Origin of the sequence: Lysinibacillus sp. ZYM-1 (assembly GCF_001308875.1) — a bacterium.
Taxonomy (GTDB): Bacteria; Bacillota; Bacilli; order Bacillales_A; family Planococcaceae; genus Lysinibacillus.
In genome coordinates, this window is sequence record NZ_KQ465119.1 from 16633 (window position 1) to 33995 (window position 17363).

Genomic DNA, 17363 nt, shown 5'->3' on the forward strand with positions numbered 1-17363 from the left:
GAGTGGCAGGAGAGAGGATCAAAACAAATGGCTAAAAAACAATGGAATATTTCACTCATCTTAGTAGTGGTTAGTATATTTTTTGTGGCACTGAATATGAGACCCGCAGTAACGGGGATAGGACCCCTCTTTAATGTCCTGATGTCGGCCTTACATGTATCCAATACCAGCATGAGCTTTCTCACGTCTATTCCCGTTTTTTGCATGGGCTTATTTGCTCCTATTGCTGTACCCATTCAACGCAAGCTTGGAACAAAATCAGCAATCATGCTGTTAATGGTTATTCTCATCGCAGCGAATGGGCTACGATTTTTGCAAGAAAGCTATTTTTTACTGGTCATCACTAGTTTTGCGGCAGGCTTGGCCATTGCCATGATTGGCCCTATACTAAATGCGTATATCAAGAGAAAATTTCCCCAACGTTTTACGACTGTTATTGGCATTTATTCATTTGGTATTGGCGTAGGTGCCACTTTAAGTGCAGCGTTGACTGTGAGCTTTTATCATACATTTAGTAATAACTGGACGTCCGCACTAGGGATGTGGGCCTTGCTGGCAATTGTCGCGCTTATAATTTGGAGCTGGGCTATCCCAAAGAAACAGGGTGAGGATGTTCAAGAACTGGCTAATAGTGAACAGGCCCGTAATCCTTGGACAACTGGGCGTGCTTGGTCGATCTTATTGTATTTTGGTTTACAAACATCGTTGTTTTTCTCCATGATGTCGTGGCTCACACCGCTTTTACAAGATAAAGGCATGACGCTTGAAGCAGCGAGTATGATGCTGACGTTTATGTCCATTATACAAATGATCGGTAATATTGCTGTGCCGATACTCATGGAGAAATGGTCAAGTCGATTAGTATGGATAGTGGCATTAGGATGTTTAGGGGTAATTGGTTTTACATTATTATGGCTTTCGTCTGGTACTTATTTATGGCTGGCTGTATTCTTAATCGGCATTGTCTTAAGTGGACTATTTCCGATTGGCTTGTTGTTACCGCTTGATGAGGCCAAAAATGATCAGGAGGCCAACAGTTGGTCATCGATGGTGCTTGCAGGTGGCTTTATGTTAAGTGCAATCATCCCGATTATGATTGGCGTTTGTTATGACATGACAGGCAACCATACATGGACATATGTCATTTTCTTAGCATTAATGGGTGGAATAATCGCCACAACATGGCTATTACGAAAAAAATAATTCGAGAAGACATGCAAATCATCACGCATGTCTTTTTTGATGAAAAATATTTTGAGAACCTAAAATCCATCCATTCTCACAGCAAATCGGGACATCCACAAATTTTTGTAGGTAGAATGAAATAGAACTTAAGCGATTACTGTGTTTTACTACTAAGGTTAAATTAATAATATTATTATGTAAACTTGAAACATCCCAAGTCCTTGATTATGATAGACAAGAGAGAAAGTTGAAAAGAAAGTTTTGGTGAAGGTATGTATAAAAAAATGCTCGTAATAGGAGCTGCTGCATTACTAATGACAGGTTGCGAAAGTCAAATAGGTGCAGGCTGGTTTCAAACAGAAAAATCAGAGGTGTCGACAAAGGAGACAAAGGACAAACAAGAAGAAAAAATAGTGCCAGAGGTCAAGGTGATAGGTGAGCATGGAGTAGGTGCAGGCATTATCATTCGGCAGGAAGATGATCAACTTTATATATTAACAAATGGCGCACTTGTTGCCTCAAAGCCAACTGCCCTCGTTCAATTTGGTCAGGACAAGCTAGTCGAAGCAAATGTTCATTATATGTCAACTGCTCATAATGTTGCCCTTTTGCAAGTAACCTCTCATGCGAATGTACAGGTACCAAAAATGTATGAAGGGGAGCTAAATCAGTTGGCAGTTTATGTAAATGGCTTACCCTATACCATTCAAAAATATCAAGATAAAATAGCTGCCTATTACATTGATGTGCAAGAACAGCTGCCTTTAGGAAGCCCTGTGATGGAGGCGGAAAATGGGGCCATTGTGGGTCTTTATTTTAATCGACAGCAGCAAGGAGAAGCACAGCCATACATAATGCCAATAAAGGAAATTCAACCATTTTTGCAGAAGTGGTTGGAGGATGGCATGAAAGCAAGTGTACGCCTATCCCAATCCCAAAATTTATATTCATACATTGAACAGGGTGACAAAGAAGCCGTACAGCATGCTATCGACCAATACGGTGAAAATATTTTTGCCTATAATATAGATGAAATCAAACTTTTTTTAGATACATTTCATAAGCATTTAAAAGGGGCTGTGACTATTCAAGATGCAAGTGTCATGGAGCCAATTGTAGGATCAGAGGAATTGCAAGACACCTTGGCTAGCATGGTTGCCTACTATGCCTCTAAACAGGCTAAAATTCATTTCTCTAACACAGACATTCAAGATATCAGTATGGAAGGTCAGCGGCTTAAGGTTCGAGCTAAAACCGAATATGTATTGACCAATGCCGCTGGACAGGAGGCACTTGCCCATTCCATCATGCTTTATGAAATTATGAAAAATGAACAGGACGAGTACAAGCTATTACGTCTAACTACTGAGGAGTGAACTTTGCATGGAACAAGCGAGACAAATGCTACAGCATCATTTTGGCTATGAAGCCTTCCGGCAAGGACAAGCCCAAATTATTGAACAAACATTACATGGACAATCAAGCCTGTGTGTGATGCCAACAGGTGGAGGGAAGTCCATTTGCTATCAGATTCCGGCGTTAATGCTTGAGGGGCTAACAATCGTCATATCGCCACTCATTTCTTTGATGCAAGATCAGGTGGAAGCTTTACGAGCAGCAAACATTCCTGCTGCCTATATAAATAGTACATTAACAGCACAAGAAGTGGATGAAACGATGCAGTTGGCTAGTGCAGGATATTTAAAACTACTATATATCGCACCTGAGCGACTCGAAAGTGCTTCCTTCCTTCAAGCATTGTCATATTTATCTGTACCCTTAATCGCGGTTGATGAGGCACACTGTATTTCACAATGGGGTCATGATTTTAGACCAAGTTATCGCTCTATTCAAAAGCTCTTTACACTGTGGTCGCAGAAGCCAGCTGTTTTAGCGCTTACTGCCACTGCGACACCAGCTGTCTGTGAGGATATTCGTCAATTATTAACGATTGAAGAAACTGCAACAGTGATGACAGGCTTTACACGTGATAATTTGGCCCTCACAGTCTTAATTGGTGAAAATAAAGAACGCTATATTAAAAATTACCTACTTAAAAATAAACAGGAAGTTGGTATTATTTACGCCGCAACAAGAAAAGCGGTCGACGCGATTTATGACATGCTCAGTCGTGCAGGAGAAGCAGTAGCCAAATATCATGCTGGGTTATCAGAGGATCTGCGAATGGCAGAGCAGGAACGCTTTTTAAAAGATGAGGCACGTATTATGGTGGCAACTAACGCTTTTGGTATGGGGATTGATAAAAGTAATGTGCGCTTTGTATTGCATTATCAAATGCCTCGGAATATGGAGAGCTATTACCAAGAAGCGGGGCGGGCTGGTCGAGATGGCCTACCAAGTGCCTGTATATTACTGTATGCTTCAGGCGATGTCCAAACTCAACGTTTTCTCATTGACCAATCACAAGATGAGGCACGAATACCACAGGAATTAGGGAAGCTTCAAACAATGGTCGATTATTGCCATACAGAGGGCTGTTTACAAAATGCCATTTTAGCGTATTTTGGTGAAGTACAAGAGGAGCCTTGTGGTCGTTGTAGTAATTGTAATGATGGTCGTACTGTGATGAATGTGACTGAAGATGCACAGAAAGTCCTGGCTTGTGTTGTACGGATGGGACAAAAATTTGGCAAGACGGTGGTGGCGCAGGTATTAATCGGCTCCAAAAATCAAAAAATAACCGAATTTGGTTTTGGACGTTTATCTACCTATGGCATATTGAAGGGACATTATTCATCTAAAGATGTCTCAAACTTTATTGAATTTTTAATTGCTGAAGGCTTATTAGCTGTGAAGCATGGCACCTATCCAACGATTTATGTATCAGCAGAGGGCAAAGAAGTTCTACTAGGGCAACGACAAGTGATGCGTAAGGAAGCAGTTACGGTTAAGAAACTGGTAGATAATGATCCTTTATTTGAACATTTACGGGTGTTGCGAAAAGAAATTGCAGATGAAGAGAAAGTGCCACCATTTGTTGTATTCTCCGATAAAACATTGCGCGATTTATGTGATAAGAAACCTACAGTGCTGGACGATTTACGCCAGGTAAGTGGGATTGGTGAAGTGAAATTTGATAAATATGGCAGGCGTTTCTTTGAGGCTCTGCAATCGTTTTTAGAAACATCCAACTAGGATAATTTGGCGATTAAGCACGTATTTTCACAAAAAAGAGGTGTCTCAATTAAATGTTGAGACACCTCCATTTGTTTATTTATCCCAATGTTTAGTAATAAAGGCATCACGCCCTGAAATGGCACGGTCTTGCTGATAGTGATCAGCTTCTTTTTTATAGTAATCTTGGTGGTAGTCTTCCGCTGGATAGAAGCGTTCGGCATCACGAATTTTGGTTACAATAGGTTTATCAAAGCGTCCACTAGTGGCAAGTTTTTCTTTAGAGGCCTCGGCGATTTGCTTTTGTTCATCCGTGTAAGTAAAGATGGCCGTTGAATAGGACTCTCCACGGTCATGAAACTGTCCAAAAGCATCAGTAGGATCGATTTGCATCCAATAAATTTCTAGCAGTTGTTCGTAGCTAAAAATGGCAGAGTCGAATTCAATTTCGACTACTTCTAAATGACCAGAAGTCCCTTTCTTCACATCTTCGTATGTTGGGTTTTCTAAATGGCCACCCATATAACCAGATGTGACTTTATGTATACCATCCCACTCGACGAATGGTTTGACCATGCACCAAAAACAACCACCAGCAAATGTAGCTTTTTCTATCATGTAAATCATCCTTTCTTTTGTGAAAATATTATAGCATTATTTGACGGAAAAACTGAGCATTTGGGTGTAAAATAACAATGAGATAGAAGATGATAGGACTTTTATCAGCCAAATGAAACTTTCCAGCTAATCAATCGTTACATTAACTATAAAAAAATAGAGGAGTTAGTCATTATGGAAGAGCAAGATTATACAAGACGCTCACAACGTCCTAAAAAGCGAAGACTACGTAAAGGAAGAGCATTTTTCACATTACTATTACTCTGTATCATTGCCATTGTTGGTTACTCTATTATGCAGTATCGCAGTGGACTGGAACTTGCCAATCAAACGCAAGTCGAGAAGGAAGACTTTTCGGGTGATACGATAAAAGACGACATTGAAAATTATTTAATCCTCGGTGTCGATACACGTGGGGAGGAAAAATCTCGCACAGATACGATGATGGTATTATCTTGGAATAAATCAAACAATGATATTAAACTGGTGTCCTTTATGCGGGATATTTATGCGGATATCCCTGGCTATCAATCCTATAAGCTCAATACAGCTTATTACTTAGATGGTGTACAGCTGCTCAAGGATACTTTGACAAATATGTTTGGCCTACCGATCCACCATTATGCACTTATTGATTTTAAAAATTTTGAATCGCTGGTAGATATTTTAGCGCCAAATGGTGTGGAGATGGATGTAGAGAAGGATATGTCCGAAAATATTGGGGTAGAGTTAAAGCAAGGTGTTCATCACTTAAATGGACAGGAATTACTAGGTTATGCACGATTCCGTCATGATGCGGAAGGTGATTTTGGTCGTGTAGCGCGTCAGCAAAAAGTCATCGAGGCTTTAAAAAATGAGCTTATAACACCTAAAAATGTGTTGCATTTACCAAAATTCGTAGGGGCAGCACAAGGCTATATCACAACAGATTATTCTTCTGCTGAAGAAATGCAACAAGTGCTTAAATTGCTATCAAAAGGCAAAGTGAACATTGAAAAAGCAACGATTCCAATTGAAGGTAGCTATCAATTCCAAAACTTTAGTCATGCAGGCGATTCGATCGTTATAGATGTAGAACAAAACAAAGCCTTTTTAAGTGATTTTTTAGGCATTTCATTGGAGTGATGTTTCGCAAAAACCAACATTATCCTGTAATATAAAGGTAGAGCTTTTGGATTGGGGTGGATATATGGAAAAAGAAAGACCAAAAGAACGTTCAAACCTGTTAGCAACTAAGTTTATTCGTTTCTTAGGTGGTAGAAACCTGTTATTTACGCTGGTTATTTTATTATTAGTTGCATGTGTTATTTTTATGTTTAATCAAGTTTCCTTTATCTTTACCCCGCTTCAAGTATTATTTGAAGTAGTCATTTTACCGGGAGTACTTGCTGTCATTGGTTACTATTTATTACGCCCTTTGTTAGCGATGCTTGTACGATGGCGGATCCCAAGAATATGGGGTATTTTAATACTCTACATTGCAGTAATTGGTGTCATTACATTACTCGTAGTACTGGTCTATCCATTTTTACGCGATCAATTCACCAATCTAGCACAGGAATTCCCAGAGTATTTCGTGGCATTTACGCAAAGCATTGTTGAATTCCTAAATCATTCACGTTTTAATGAGTACTTAGAAAATAGTAGTTTCAATTTTGATGAAGTTCTGAATAACTTCACGACGGATATGGTGAAGACTGTCAAGGATTTGGCTACCAATGTTGCACAAGGTGTGGCATCTGGTATTACTGGCTTCCTATCAACGTTAACAGGCATTGTTCTATCGCTTGTAACAGTTCCATTCATTTTATTTTATTTACTAAAAGAGGGCGAAAAGTTACCGAAATTTATGTTAAAAGTTTGCCCACCACGTATGCGTAAAGAAGTTACTGAGATTTTCCATGATATGGACAAGCAAATTAGTTCTTACATACAAGGGCAAATTTTAGTATCTATGTGTATTGGAGCAATGGTTACGATTGGCTTCTTAATTATTGGTATGAAATATGCTTTATTGCTCGGCTTCCTTGCCATGATTACAAGTGTGGTGCCTTACTTAGGCCCCGTCATTGCGATCACACCAGCCGTCATTATTGCTCTCGTCACATCCCCTTTAATGCTGATTAAGCTAGCGATTGTATGGACAATAGTTCAGTTAATTGAAGGGAAATTCATTTCTCCACAAATTATGGGGAAATCACTCAGTATCCACCCGATTACGATTATCTTTGTGTTATTAACGGCCGGCTCGCTATTTGGTGTCCCTGGTGTTATTTTAGGGATTCCAGGATACGCAATCTTTAAAGTGCTTGTTACTCATTTATTCAAGCTATTTAAACAGCGCTATAATCGTTATGAAGACGACGTTCATCAAAAATATGATGCATGATAAGAAACAGCAACTGTCAATTGGCAGTAGCTGTTTTTTTTAGTTGTGTGATATCCTATTAGTAGATTCATCAAAAGGATGGGGGAAAGGAAATGTCATACATACCGATTAATATACAAGAAAAATTAGCGAAATTTCATGAGCACTGGTCGCCAAAAGTTATTGCCGAAATGAACGATTATCAATTCAAACTCGTCAAAGTATTGGGTGATTTTGTTTGGCATAAACACGAAGATACAGATGAAGTGTTTATCGTCATTGAAGGTGAGCTAATCATCGAATTCCGCGACGGGGAAGTAAAATTACGTGAAGGAGAAATGTTTGTGGTCCCACGCAATGTTGAACATAAACCTTACGCTGAATCGGAGTGTAAAATTTTGCTGGTAGAACCTGTTGGGGTCGTCAATACTGGCCAGGAAAAATCAGCGCTGACTGCTGAAAATGATGTTTGGATTTAACAAGTAAAACCCTTCTAACACAAAGTTAGAAGGGTTTTTATCAGTTGCTAAAGCTTATCTTTGTGGTATTAATTGTACCTGGGCTAATCGATCAACAGCTTCCTGGAGGATTTCTGCTGGTTGAACCAATGCTAAGCGTAGATAACCTTGTCCTGCCGTTCCAAACACGGTACCAGGAACAGTAACAATGCCGACCTGTTCAATCAATTTAAAGGCAAGCTCTGTGCAGTCAATATCGTATGGATATTTCGCCCAAACGAACATGCCACCATTGGAAGGGGCTGCGTCCCAACCTAATGCTTGTAAGCCATTCATAAGTGTTCTATGACGCTCTGAGAAAGTTGCTCGTAGGCTTTCCGTTATTTCTTCAGCGTGATCGAGAGCAACCACTGCTGCATCTTGAATAGGCTCAAAAATACCGAAGTCTAAATTCGATTTTAATTGCTTTAAAATTGCGATCATTTCAGCATTCCCTGCAATATAGGCAATACGGGTTCCTGCAAGGCTAAAGCTTTTGGAAAGTGAGTTAATTTCCATACCTACCTCTTTTGCACCGGGAGTAGAAAGGAAACTGATCGGGCCATCGCCGGTAAAATAAAACTCAGAATAGGCAGCATCATGGAGAACGATGATGTTATATTTTTTTGCAAACGCAATGACTTTTTCAAAATATGCTAAAGATGGCATTGCCGGTACTGGATTTCCAGGTAAGTTTAAAATCAATAGCTTTGCTTTTTGGGCAATATCTTCTGGTACAGCCTCTAAGTCAGGTAAATAGTTGTTGTCAGCTGTTTGAGGCATGTAGTAGGGTGTTGCACCAGCTAAATGAATGCCTGCGTCATACGCAACGTAAGCTGGATTTGTGGATAGCACAATGTCTCCTGGATCACAAAAGGCCATTGGAAGGTGCACTAAGCCTTCTTGAGAGCCAATGGTTTGAATGATTTCTGTAGCAGGATCTAATTCAACGTTGCTACGGCGCTTATAGTAGCGACTAACTGCCTCATAAAAACGCTGTGTACCTGTCAGTGTATAGCCATATGATTCAGCTAAACCTGCTCGATAAGATAGATGCTCGCGAATTTTGGCATGAGGAGGAAGATCCGGGCTTCCTAAGCTTAAGTCAATCAGGGTCATGCCCTTTGCTTGCTGCTCTCTCGCAAAATTTTTCAAATCTCCGAAAATTGCTGGTGTAAATAATGACATTTTTTTAGATGGTACGATTTTCAAGACTAGTACACTCCTTGTAGTTGTATAACAGAATAGTAGTTCACATTTTATCATACTAAAGCACAGAAAGGGACAGATATTCTGAAAAAAGAAAATATTTATATAATGAAGAGGATGTGCGTATAGGCTAGCGAAAATAGATTGCCTAATGTTGGGGAAATCTACTGTAAATACCGTAAATGTAGAAGTTGTATTATACTTAACATAAAGTTTTCGGAGGGGAACCTTGTTGCGAACCGATTGGTCAAACAACAAGATAATGAGAAGTTAATTAATTAGGGGGGAGAGGGCTTTGAAGGTTTATTCGTTAAGTGGACCAAGTGGCACAGGAAAAAGTACAAGTGCCCTATCTTTTGCCCATAAGATAGGGGTACAGGCGATTATTGATGATGGATTACTCATTGTAAACGGCGTGCGAGTCGCAGGAGTTTCTGCCAAGTTTGAAAAAAATACAATTACCGCTGTACGGCGTGCCATTTTTTCGGATCAGGAGCACCGTGAGGCTGTAAAGAAAGCGCTAGCTAGCCATCGTGTGGAGTCTATTTTGCTTATTGGGACGTCCACGAAAATGACAAACAGTATTGCCAAGCAGCTGGAGCTGGGACCTATCGAGCATTATTATGATGTGGAAGATGTTCGTTCCTTTAAGGACATTCAAAAAGCTCGCTTTATCCGCCAAACGCAAGGGAAGCATGTGATGCCGATTCCCTATCGACAAGTGGAGCAAAATTTCTTTAAACGACTAGTGCAAAGGGGGATGGAGATTTTTTCAACAAAACGTGAAAAGATTGGGGAAACAACCATTGTTCGTCCTGATTTTCAACGGGAGTATATTGAAATTAGCAAGCATGTATATGTCCAGTTGCTTACCTATTGCTGTCAAAAACACGATTTTGTACAAAAGGTGGAGCAAGCCCAATTTGTGCTAGGTGATCAGGTCCAAGCCATATTGACCATCCAGGTAAAGTTGCCGATTGATTATCCATTAGCAGCACGTTTATATGCCTTACAACAAGATGTGCAAACGGAGTTTTATCAGCATTTTGGCTATGAATTGGATGCAATCCATGTTCATGCCAAGTCAGTAATACAAAAGAAAAAGTCATAAAAAAACAGGTACTCCTGTCGCGCCTTGGCGAAAAGAGTACCTGTTTTTTATTTAGGTTGACGCGTAAACTGTGGCTGGCGCTTTTCAACGAATGCCAGGCAGCCTTCTGTAAAATCACTACCTACAAATGGCGTGGAGCCTTGCCATAAGGTTGGAACACTATCTAAACATTCTTGGACGGATTGCTTCACCGCCAGTAAGGATTCTGGTGACATTCCCGCCACAAGCTTACCCATGCGGATCATGTATTTATTTAAATCCTTTTCAGCTACTAGGTAGTTGAGCATCCCGTGCTTATAGGCTTCCTCTGCTTTAAACATTCGCCCCGTAAAGACTAAGTCCTTTGTTGTGGCAGGGCCAACGAGTTGTACTAAACGCTGAGCAAATTTATTATTTAAGGTGATGCCTAATTTACCAACAGGAATCCCGAGTTTCGCTTTGTCAGAGCCAATACGGATGTCGCAGGCTAACGCCAATTCCAAGCCAGCACCCATCGCAGGACCGTTAATGACACCAATCGTAGGTATCGGCAAGCGCTCAATTGTGGAAATGGTTTTTTCCATATGTATAAACGCCTCCTCAGCCTTATCGAGAGAGATGGCATTAAATTCTTTAATATCGGAGCCAGCTGTGAAGTTTTGGCCAGAGCCTCGTAAAATAAGTACTTTATTTTTCGGATTATCTAATACTTGTTGGGCAATTTTTGCTAATTGATCCCACATATTGGCGGTTAACGCATTCTTAGCTTGTGGACGATGGATCGTAATAATGGCTAGCCCAGCAGTTTCTTGATATATGATTTTTGCATCTTCTGCTTCCAGTCGAGTCGTCTTTACTTGCATATCAGAGAGCCTCCTACATGTTCGTATATACCATTATTATATAACACAATGAATGATAAACACGAAATTATACGAATTTTCATATAAAATTGCATTGTTATATAAAAATAGATGGAATAGATAGCATTTGTTCTACAATAGGGGAGCGGAATTTACTATTGTAAGAAAGCAAAAGATGTGAGAAACTAGTACGCGAACATATGTTTTTACTTACGTAAGGAGCATTTAAATGAGCGTAGCAGTGATGAACCTTAAATACAGATTATCCGACATTACAAAGTAAAAATAGAAAAAGAACATACGCACCCAAAATATAGTAAACTATAATTATAAAACGCTCAGCATACAAGGAGGGAACTTGTGATCACACTTAAGGATGCATGGAATAGTTATGTATTACTGCTGCAGTCATTAAAGAAAAGTGCAGCCACTATGAAGCAGTACAACATGGATGGTCAGCACTTTTTATCGTTTGCCCATGAAAAAAAATATTTGTATGTCGATCATCAAATTCATGAGTTATTACAAATTTATTGCGACTATTTAAAGGAAACTTACAGCAATATCAATACATTTAATCATAAAATAGCAACTTTACGTGGTTTTGTAGACTTTATTTTCTTACGAGAATGGGTGGAGCCTTTTGATTATCAACATATTTTACAGCCGAAGAAAAGGAAAAAAGAGGCGCTACAAGTACTGACAAACAAGGAAATCGGACAAATTGCTAATGTTTGGCCAATTTATTTTCAATATGCAAAAACACAGGAGCATGCATGGCTGGCGAGACGCAATGGTAGTATTGTTCAGGTTTTGATGGAAACAGGTTGTAAGCCCGCAGAGCTTGTACGCATGAAATGGGCTCATTTTCATAAAGAAAACGCAACTCTTTATATTGCTAATCGAAATGGACGTCGTGAAATAAAGTGTTCGTCCATACTAATGGACATGCTTGCACATTATAAGGAAGAAACAGAAGACATGCATGAGCAAGAAATAGGGGAATGGGTGTGGGTGAGTGAGACAAGCTTGACAAAGCCGATTACGACAAAGACAGTGGAACGTATTTTTCAAACGATGTCAAAGGATATTGGAAAGAATGTGAGAGCGACTGATTTGCGATATACCGTTATGCAAAGGGCTTTCCAACAGGAAAAAACGCTTGAACATATTCAGCAAGAAATGGGCTATGTCCGCAAATGGGTGCTAACAGAAAGACAGCAACGCCTTGAATAAAAAAAGTGCAGCAATCGCGTTTTCTTGCCATTACTGCACGTCTCATTACAAATGATTTAATGCTTTGACACTTACTTTGACCGTTAAATCATGTTTGCCTCCCGAATAAACCCCTTCAACTGGGCTTATATCACTATAATCCCGACCAATACACAAAATAATATGATTTTCTAATACTTCCACATTATTTGTGGGATCAAGGCCAATCCAGCCAATACCTGGTATCATTACTTCTACCCATGCATGTGTCGCAATATCGCCGATGAGCGCTGAATTTTCATCGACATATAAATAACCACTAACATAACGAGCTGGAATTCCTTTAGAGCGCAATACACCAAGCATAACATGAGTGAAATCCTGGCAAACTCCACGCTTTAGCGCAAAAGCCTCACTGGCAGTGGTTGTAACATCTGTTGCTGACGGGTCGTATTCAAAGCTAGAATATAAGTATTGCATTAAATTAAGCGAAAAGAGGACTGGATTTTCAGCATGACCAATTGCATGAAAAACTTCCTCTAATTGTTGGTCTGTCATAAACGTAAAATGAGTTGTCTTTAAGTAAGGAAGATAATGTTCGTAAAATAGCTGTGAGTGAAAAATTGTCTGCATTTCGGGTGAATATTGAATTCGATGAATAAATGGCGCACGCTGGATACTTACAATTGACGATGTATGAATTTCGAGTACTTGATGCTGCTCAGGAATATAAAATGAACCTACTGTATTTCCCCAAATATCCGTATGTTCACGGGTAAGAGAAGACGGGGTAATCGCAATTCGATAGGATAACAAACGTTGACGCTCGTCACTGCGCGGCTTTAAGCGAATTGTATTCAAGCTTTGATCGACTTCAGATTCGTACTGAAAAATATTTGTATGTTGAATTTCAAATTTCATCGTGTCCGCTTCCTTTTGCTTACTGACTTGCCTGTTGACAGGGAGCTGTGATGGTTTCCTTTCAAGGTTGTACGCTGGGTTCATATAAATGATAGATTGTCGAGAATGTTTCGCTAAATGCTATCCATTGACTCAATCTTTCCTCCATTATTATGATGGCTTCCTCAACGTTCATTGACCAGAAATCAATATGATCAATTGCTAAGACAAAGCTTTTGATGGTCGAATGAAGCGTTAAAAATCTAGGCGACAAAGGATCATGTTCGATAGCTGTAATGGCTTCTTCCATTTTCTTCAGACAAAACATGACTGAGCAAGGATAATGCTCATCTTGTAATAAGTATCGAATGACCGACAATAGATTTGTTTGGCGATACTTCTGCAAAAATGATTCCTTTGCGGCTGAAAGCTCCAACAAAAATGTGCCATCAATCTCATTAAGTGAAAGGCGTGTCATTTTCTGTTGTTCGAGAATTATTAATGTCATCCGAATTGTTTTTTCTGCTCGTTCCAACCATTGCCCAATCTGCATGAAATAAAAGGGGAGATCCCGATCCATCGTGCTCTCGATCAGGCCAGTCACCATCCATAAAGTCTTCCGAACTTCCTGTAAAAACGCTTGAAGATCAATTAATGGGATAGGCCGATCCATTGTTAGTATGGCCTGTTGCTTTGTTAAATAAAAGGTATTTTGTATTTCCCATAGCTCTGCTGGTATACTATCTCGCGTAACCCGCGCATTTTCTCGAATTGCCCTTAACGTAACATGGAGGGCGTTGCCATTTTTCTCAGAAAACAGTAAATAATCAATCAATGGGTTAACACGTATAGCAGTATAATTGGCTAAGTACTCCTCCTTTGATGCGCAAATATTTAAAACAGCTTCCCAATGATCAATATAATCATGTTCCTGTCCAGATTGCTCCAACATATTCAACAGCTGTACCTGTAATATATGTGCATTGGTTTGTGTGCGTTCACTATACCTTGCCATCCAGTATAACGCGTCGGCTACTCGACTCAGCATGCTGCAACTCCTCCTTTAATATCCATGTATCCTTAGCACCACCGCCTTGTGATGAATTCACGACTAGTGATCCTTCTTGTAACGCCACTCGAGATAAACCTCCTGGCAATACATAACAATCCTCACCCTTTATGACATAAACTCGTAAATCCACATGGCAAGGATAGAATCGCCCATTTTGAAAGGCTGGCGCTCTGGACAATTTGATGGTTGGTTGGGCAATATATTGATAGGGATGTTTCATAATTTTTTCCTTAAACAAAGCGATTTCTTTTTCACTTGCATGGGGGCCAATCAGCATATCATAGCCACCAGATGCACTTACATTTTTAATGACTAGCTCCCTAATATGCTCCAGCACCCATGCTCGTTGCTGATCATCTTTTAAATGATAAGTTTTCACATTCGGTAATATCGGCTCTTCCTGTAGGTAATAACGAATCATGTCAGGGACATATGCATACATCGCCTTATCGTCTGCAACACCGTTGCCAACAGCATTTAAAATGGCCACATTTCCTGCTTGATAGGCTTCCATTAGGTGAGGAACACCTAATAAAGAATCTTCACGAAATGCAACTGGATCTAAAAAATCATCATCGATACGACGATAAATAATATCGATTTGCTGTAAACCGTAGATGGTTTTCATATAAACTTTCAAATCCTGCACTACTAAATCGCGGCCTTCTACCAGTTGAATCGTTAAATGCTGGGCTAAAAATACGTGATCATAATAGGCTGAATTGTACATACCAGCTGTTAGCAGCACAGCTTTTGGTTCCCGCTCTTCTGTCATAGTGGATGGACGATGTGCAAGAAGGGCTTTTTTCATATTAGCCATCTGCTTATCAAGAGATACTATTGTATGCTTCGAGAAAAATTCAGGATATACCTCCTTCATTACATCACGATTTTCAAAGACATAAGAAATGCCAGAAGGATTCCGTAAATTATCCTCCAATACAAAATAATCACCATTTTCATCCCGTATTAAATCGATACCAGCTAAAAATATATGATTGGCTATTGGCACCTTGAGCCCCAGCATGGTTAATGAGAAGTATGGATTGTTTTCGACAAGCTGTCTAGGGATATGGCCATCACGAATGATCCTTTGCTGATCATACACATCTTGTAAAAAAAAATTTAGCGCTTCCACACGTTGTTTGACACCTGCCTCAATAATTGCCCACTGAGATTGAGGAATAATAATAGGTACGCAATCAAAGGGCATGGTACGCTCGGTTCCATCTTGTGCACCATAGACAGTAAATGTAATTCCTTGTCTAAGAAAGCTTGCTTGTGCTTGGCGATATTTCTCTTCAAGTTGCTCCTGCGAAAAAATGGATAACTTATGATGAAAAGATCGGTAATGAGGCTTTGGTTGATTGCCATCAAACATTTCATCGAAAAACAGACTAGAATCATATAAATTCATCATATGGATCCCTCCGAATTTAAGTAGTGATAAAAACATGTTACACTGTGTGTAAATACATAAAAGGAGCTAACAATCATGACAATCATTAATTTAATGCAAGCTTATGAACTCGATAAACTATCTAAATTAAATTATTCAGACGAGGAAATATTAGGCGCTTTACGAGCGGGGAATGTATCAGCTTGGCAGGAGCAAGTACCAAACTATGAGTTTAGTGAAACAATGGCACTTTTCCAGGTAGGAGAACAAGATTTCTTAGATGCGTTACATGGCCATTATCGAATTAAGTATGTAACATTGCCTGGCATCCAACGTTTATTGCACCTGCGCTTTAACCTTGAAGAAGGAGTGGATTACCAACTTTTAGAAACTGGTATCCAACACTTAACGTGTGATGAGGAAACGGTCACAAGACTTCAGCAAATGTTATCGACAAACTGGTTACTAACAAAGCAAGCCGATAATAAGTACTCGGTTTTTGTAAAATAATCATTTTATCCAAATAATTCCATGCGCGTTGTGAGACGAATCGACATGGACAGTTATCCGTCTTACTTTTTTTCGAGGCGTCTCACAAAGTAATAGAAGTATACTAGATTTTAATATTCTTCGAACGTGAACTTTATGCCTAAAAACCAACAACTGTCATAAATCTTTTCTTATTTAGATAGAAGATCCCCTATAAAAAAGGGGATCTTTTTTTATGAACACAAAACAGAACTTTTGTTCCGAAACTCTTAAAAAAGGCATATTTTTTCAATAAAGTTCCCAAATTTATATTTGGGAACGTTTTTTCATGGTAAAATAGAGCAAATAGGGGTGATGTGCATGCAAAAAACGAAGCAACCAAAATTCATGAAGGATTTTCTTGTGTATTTAACAACCATAAAAGGAAAGTCACAGCGCACAAGAAAAGAGTACGAATATGATTTGACTTTATTTTTCCGTTTCCATAAGGCAGTTCAGGAAGATTTGGATACAGAAAATTTAGCAGCCATTGACATTGCCACAACTACAATAGATGAAATTCGCGAAATTACATTGGAGGATCTTTATTACTTTATGGAGTACTGTGAGGTACAGCGTGGAAATTCTGCTGCTTCAAGGGCACGGAAAGTGGCGACATTAAAATCCTTATTCAAATATTTAAAAGGCAAACGGAGACTTATTGAGGAAAACCCGGCAGAAGAATTAGAAACGCCTAAAATTGGCCGAAAAAGACCCATCTATATGAATCTTCAGGAAGCCGAACAATTTATCGATGGAATACCTGCCAATCAAGCATCACCAAGAAATTACTGTATGATGATGTTTTTCTTAAACTTAGGAATTCGGGTGACGGAGCTTTGCCAGCTCAATCATACATCCATTCAAGGACGCTATTTAACTGTTGTCGGGAAGGGCAATAAGGAGCGTACTGTCTATTTGAATGATAGCTGTATGCAGGCACTCGCGGACTATGAAAATAGTGGGAAAACACCATATAAGGGGGATGGGGATGAGCCCCTTTTCGTCTCACAAAAAGGAACACGCTTTACGCGACAAACTGTTGCCAAAATTGTGAAACGTATTAATCAGCAATCAGGTCTTCAAAAGGAACGACTGACACCCCATAAGCTGCGCCATACCTCTGCAACAATGATGTATAAAGCAGGAGCAGATATCCGGAGCTTACAGCATATTTTAGGGCATTCAAGTGTAGCAACCACTCAAATTTATACACATATTGAAGATGAGCAGCTACAACATGTTTTAGAAAGTAACCCATTTAATATTGTGCGTGAAAGATGA

The 17363-nt window shown here is 39.5% G+C and carries 16 protein-coding genes; 10 read left to right on the plus strand and 6 right to left on the minus strand.

Annotation, left to right across the window (positions count from 1 at the left end; all coding sequences use genetic code 11):
• Window positions 1–27 precede the first annotated feature (27 nt).
• The 3 genes from AO843_RS12415 (at window position 28) to recQ (ending at window position 4341) form a co-directional block, all read left to right on the plus strand.
• Entirely contained in the window at window positions 28–1203 is a 1176-nt protein-coding gene (locus AO843_RS12415; protein ID WP_054611418.1) for an MFS transporter, read from the plus strand.
• Between the two features lie 254 nt (window positions 1204–1457).
• On the plus strand, window positions 1458–2561 hold the full coding sequence (locus AO843_RS12420) for a TcaA NTF2-like domain-containing protein (RefSeq protein ID WP_054611419.1): 1104 nt from the start codon (window positions 1458–1460) through the stop codon (window positions 2559–2561).
• A gap of 7 nt (window positions 2562–2568) precedes the next feature.
• On the plus strand, window positions 2569–4341 hold the full coding sequence (gene recQ, locus AO843_RS12425; protein WP_054611420.1) for a DNA helicase RecQ: 1773 nt from the start codon (window positions 2569–2571) through the stop codon (window positions 4339–4341).
• A gap of 75 nt (window positions 4342–4416) precedes the next feature.
• Here recQ and msrA read toward each other — a convergent pair whose 3' ends face one another.
• The gene (msrA, locus tag AO843_RS12430) at window positions 4417–4938 is read right to left on the minus strand and encodes a peptide-methionine (S)-S-oxide reductase MsrA (RefSeq protein ID WP_082389460.1); all 522 of its coding nucleotides are present in this window, start codon (window positions 4936–4938) and stop codon (window positions 4417–4419) included.
• Between the two features lie 174 nt (window positions 4939–5112).
• Here msrA and AO843_RS12435 point away from each other — a divergent pair, with 174 nt between their 5' ends.
• The 3 genes from AO843_RS12435 to AO843_RS12445 all read left to right on the plus strand — a co-directional run bounded on the left by AO843_RS12435 (window position 5113) and on the right by AO843_RS12445 (window position 7785).
• The gene (locus AO843_RS12435; protein WP_054611421.1) at window positions 5113–6063 is read left to right on the plus strand and encodes an LCP family protein; all 951 of its coding nucleotides are present in this window, start codon (window positions 5113–5115) and stop codon (window positions 6061–6063) included.
• A 64-nt stretch (window positions 6064–6127) separates the two neighbouring features.
• Entirely contained in the window at window positions 6128–7327 is a 1200-nt protein-coding gene (locus AO843_RS12440) for an AI-2E family transporter (RefSeq protein WP_054611422.1), read from the plus strand.
• Between the two features lie 92 nt (window positions 7328–7419).
• Window positions 7420–7785, plus strand: coding sequence for a cupin domain-containing protein (locus AO843_RS12445; RefSeq protein WP_054611423.1), 366 nt, complete (start codon window positions 7420–7422; stop codon window positions 7783–7785).
• 54 nt (window positions 7786–7839) lie between these two features.
• On the opposite strand, the gene AO843_RS12450 is transcribed toward AO843_RS12445, so the two are convergent.
• Entirely contained in the window at window positions 7840–9015 is a 1176-nt protein-coding gene (locus tag AO843_RS12450; RefSeq protein WP_054611424.1) for an aminotransferase class I/II-fold pyridoxal phosphate-dependent enzyme, read from the minus strand.
• Between the two features lie 292 nt (window positions 9016–9307).
• On the opposite strand from AO843_RS12450, the gene AO843_RS12455 reads away from it, so the two are divergent.
• Entirely contained in the window at window positions 9308–10123 is an 816-nt protein-coding gene (locus AO843_RS12455; RefSeq protein ID WP_054611425.1) for an ATP-binding protein, read from the plus strand.
• A gap of 47 nt (window positions 10124–10170) precedes the next feature.
• Here the strand turns inward: AO843_RS12455 and AO843_RS12460 are convergent, their stop codons facing one another.
• The gene (locus tag AO843_RS12460; protein WP_054611426.1) at window positions 10171–10965 is read right to left on the minus strand and encodes an enoyl-CoA hydratase/isomerase family protein; all 795 of its coding nucleotides are present in this window, start codon (window positions 10963–10965) and stop codon (window positions 10171–10173) included.
• Between the two features lie 360 nt (window positions 10966–11325).
• Here AO843_RS12460 and AO843_RS12465 point away from each other — a divergent pair, with 360 nt between their 5' ends.
• Window positions 11326–12201 (plus strand): tyrosine-type recombinase/integrase, encoded by an 876-nt coding sequence (locus AO843_RS12465; protein WP_054611427.1) that lies wholly within the window; start codon window positions 11326–11328, stop codon window positions 12199–12201.
• A gap of 45 nt (window positions 12202–12246) precedes the next feature.
• Here the strand turns inward: AO843_RS12465 and AO843_RS12470 are convergent, their stop codons facing one another.
• The 3 genes from AO843_RS12470 to AO843_RS12480 all read right to left on the minus strand — a co-directional run bounded on the left by AO843_RS12470 (window position 12247) and on the right by AO843_RS12480 (window position 15572).
• On the minus strand, window positions 12247–13101 hold the full coding sequence (locus AO843_RS12470) for a transglutaminase family protein (RefSeq protein ID WP_054611428.1): 855 nt from the start codon (window positions 13099–13101) through the stop codon (window positions 12247–12249).
• A 61-nt stretch (window positions 13102–13162) separates the two neighbouring features.
• Window positions 13163–14128: an alpha-E domain-containing protein gene (locus AO843_RS12475; RefSeq protein ID WP_082389461.1), complete on the minus strand. Its 966-nt coding sequence runs from the start codon at window positions 14126–14128 to the stop codon at window positions 13163–13165.
• Window positions 14082–15572 carry a circularly permuted type 2 ATP-grasp protein gene (locus tag AO843_RS12480; protein ID WP_054611429.1) on the minus strand — a complete coding sequence of 497 codons (1491 nt, stop codon included), beginning with the start codon at window positions 15570–15572 and terminating at the stop codon, window positions 14082–14084. Before AO843_RS12480 ends, AO843_RS12475 begins: the two co-directional genes overlap by 47 nt.
• 75 nt (window positions 15573–15647) lie before the next feature.
• Here AO843_RS12480 and AO843_RS12485 point away from each other — a divergent pair, with 75 nt between their 5' ends.
• Together AO843_RS12485 and AO843_RS12490 are read left to right on the plus strand one after the other, a co-directional pair.
• Entirely contained in the window at window positions 15648–16061 is a 414-nt protein-coding gene (locus AO843_RS12485; RefSeq protein ID WP_054611430.1) for a hypothetical protein, read from the plus strand.
• Window positions 16062–16400: 339 nt separating this feature from the next.
• Window positions 16401–17363: a tyrosine recombinase XerC gene (locus AO843_RS12490; protein WP_054611431.1), complete on the plus strand. Its 963-nt coding sequence runs from the start codon at window positions 16401–16403 to the stop codon at window positions 17361–17363.

Coding starts and splice junctions, on each gene's coding strand:
- AO843_RS12415 (WP_054611418.1), top strand. CDS start 28: ATGGCTAAAAAACAATGGAATATTTCACTCATCTTAGTAGTGGTTAGT.
- AO843_RS12420 (WP_054611419.1), top strand. CDS start 1,458: ATGTATAAAAAAATGCTCGTAATAGGAGCTGCTGCATTACTAATGACA.
- recQ (WP_054611420.1), top strand. CDS start 2,569: ATGGAACAAGCGAGACAAATGCTACAGCATCATTTTGGCTATGAAGCC.
- msrA (WP_082389460.1), bottom strand. CDS start 4,938: ATGATAGAAAAAGCTACATTTGCTGGTGGTTGTTTTTGGTGCATGGTC.
- AO843_RS12435 (WP_054611421.1), top strand. CDS start 5,113: ATGGAAGAGCAAGATTATACAAGACGCTCACAACGTCCTAAAAAGCGA.
- AO843_RS12440 (WP_054611422.1), top strand. CDS start 6,128: ATGGAAAAAGAAAGACCAAAAGAACGTTCAAACCTGTTAGCAACTAAG.
- AO843_RS12445 (WP_054611423.1), top strand. CDS start 7,420: ATGTCATACATACCGATTAATATACAAGAAAAATTAGCGAAATTTCAT.
- AO843_RS12460 (WP_054611426.1), bottom strand. CDS start 10,965: ATGCAAGTAAAGACGACTCGACTGGAAGCAGAAGATGCAAAAATCATA.
- AO843_RS12470 (WP_054611428.1), bottom strand. CDS start 13,101: ATGAAATTTGAAATTCAACATACAAATATTTTTCAGTACGAATCTGAA.
- AO843_RS12475 (WP_082389461.1), bottom strand. CDS start 14,128: ATGCTGAGTCGAGTAGCCGACGCGTTATACTGGATGGCAAGGTATAGT.
- AO843_RS12480 (WP_054611429.1), bottom strand. CDS start 15,572: ATGATGAATTTATATGATTCTAGTCTGTTTTTCGATGAAATGTTTGAT.
- AO843_RS12485 (WP_054611430.1), top strand. CDS start 15,648: ATGACAATCATTAATTTAATGCAAGCTTATGAACTCGATAAACTATCT.
- AO843_RS12490 (WP_054611431.1), top strand. CDS start 16,401: ATGCAAAAAACGAAGCAACCAAAATTCATGAAGGATTTTCTTGTGTAT.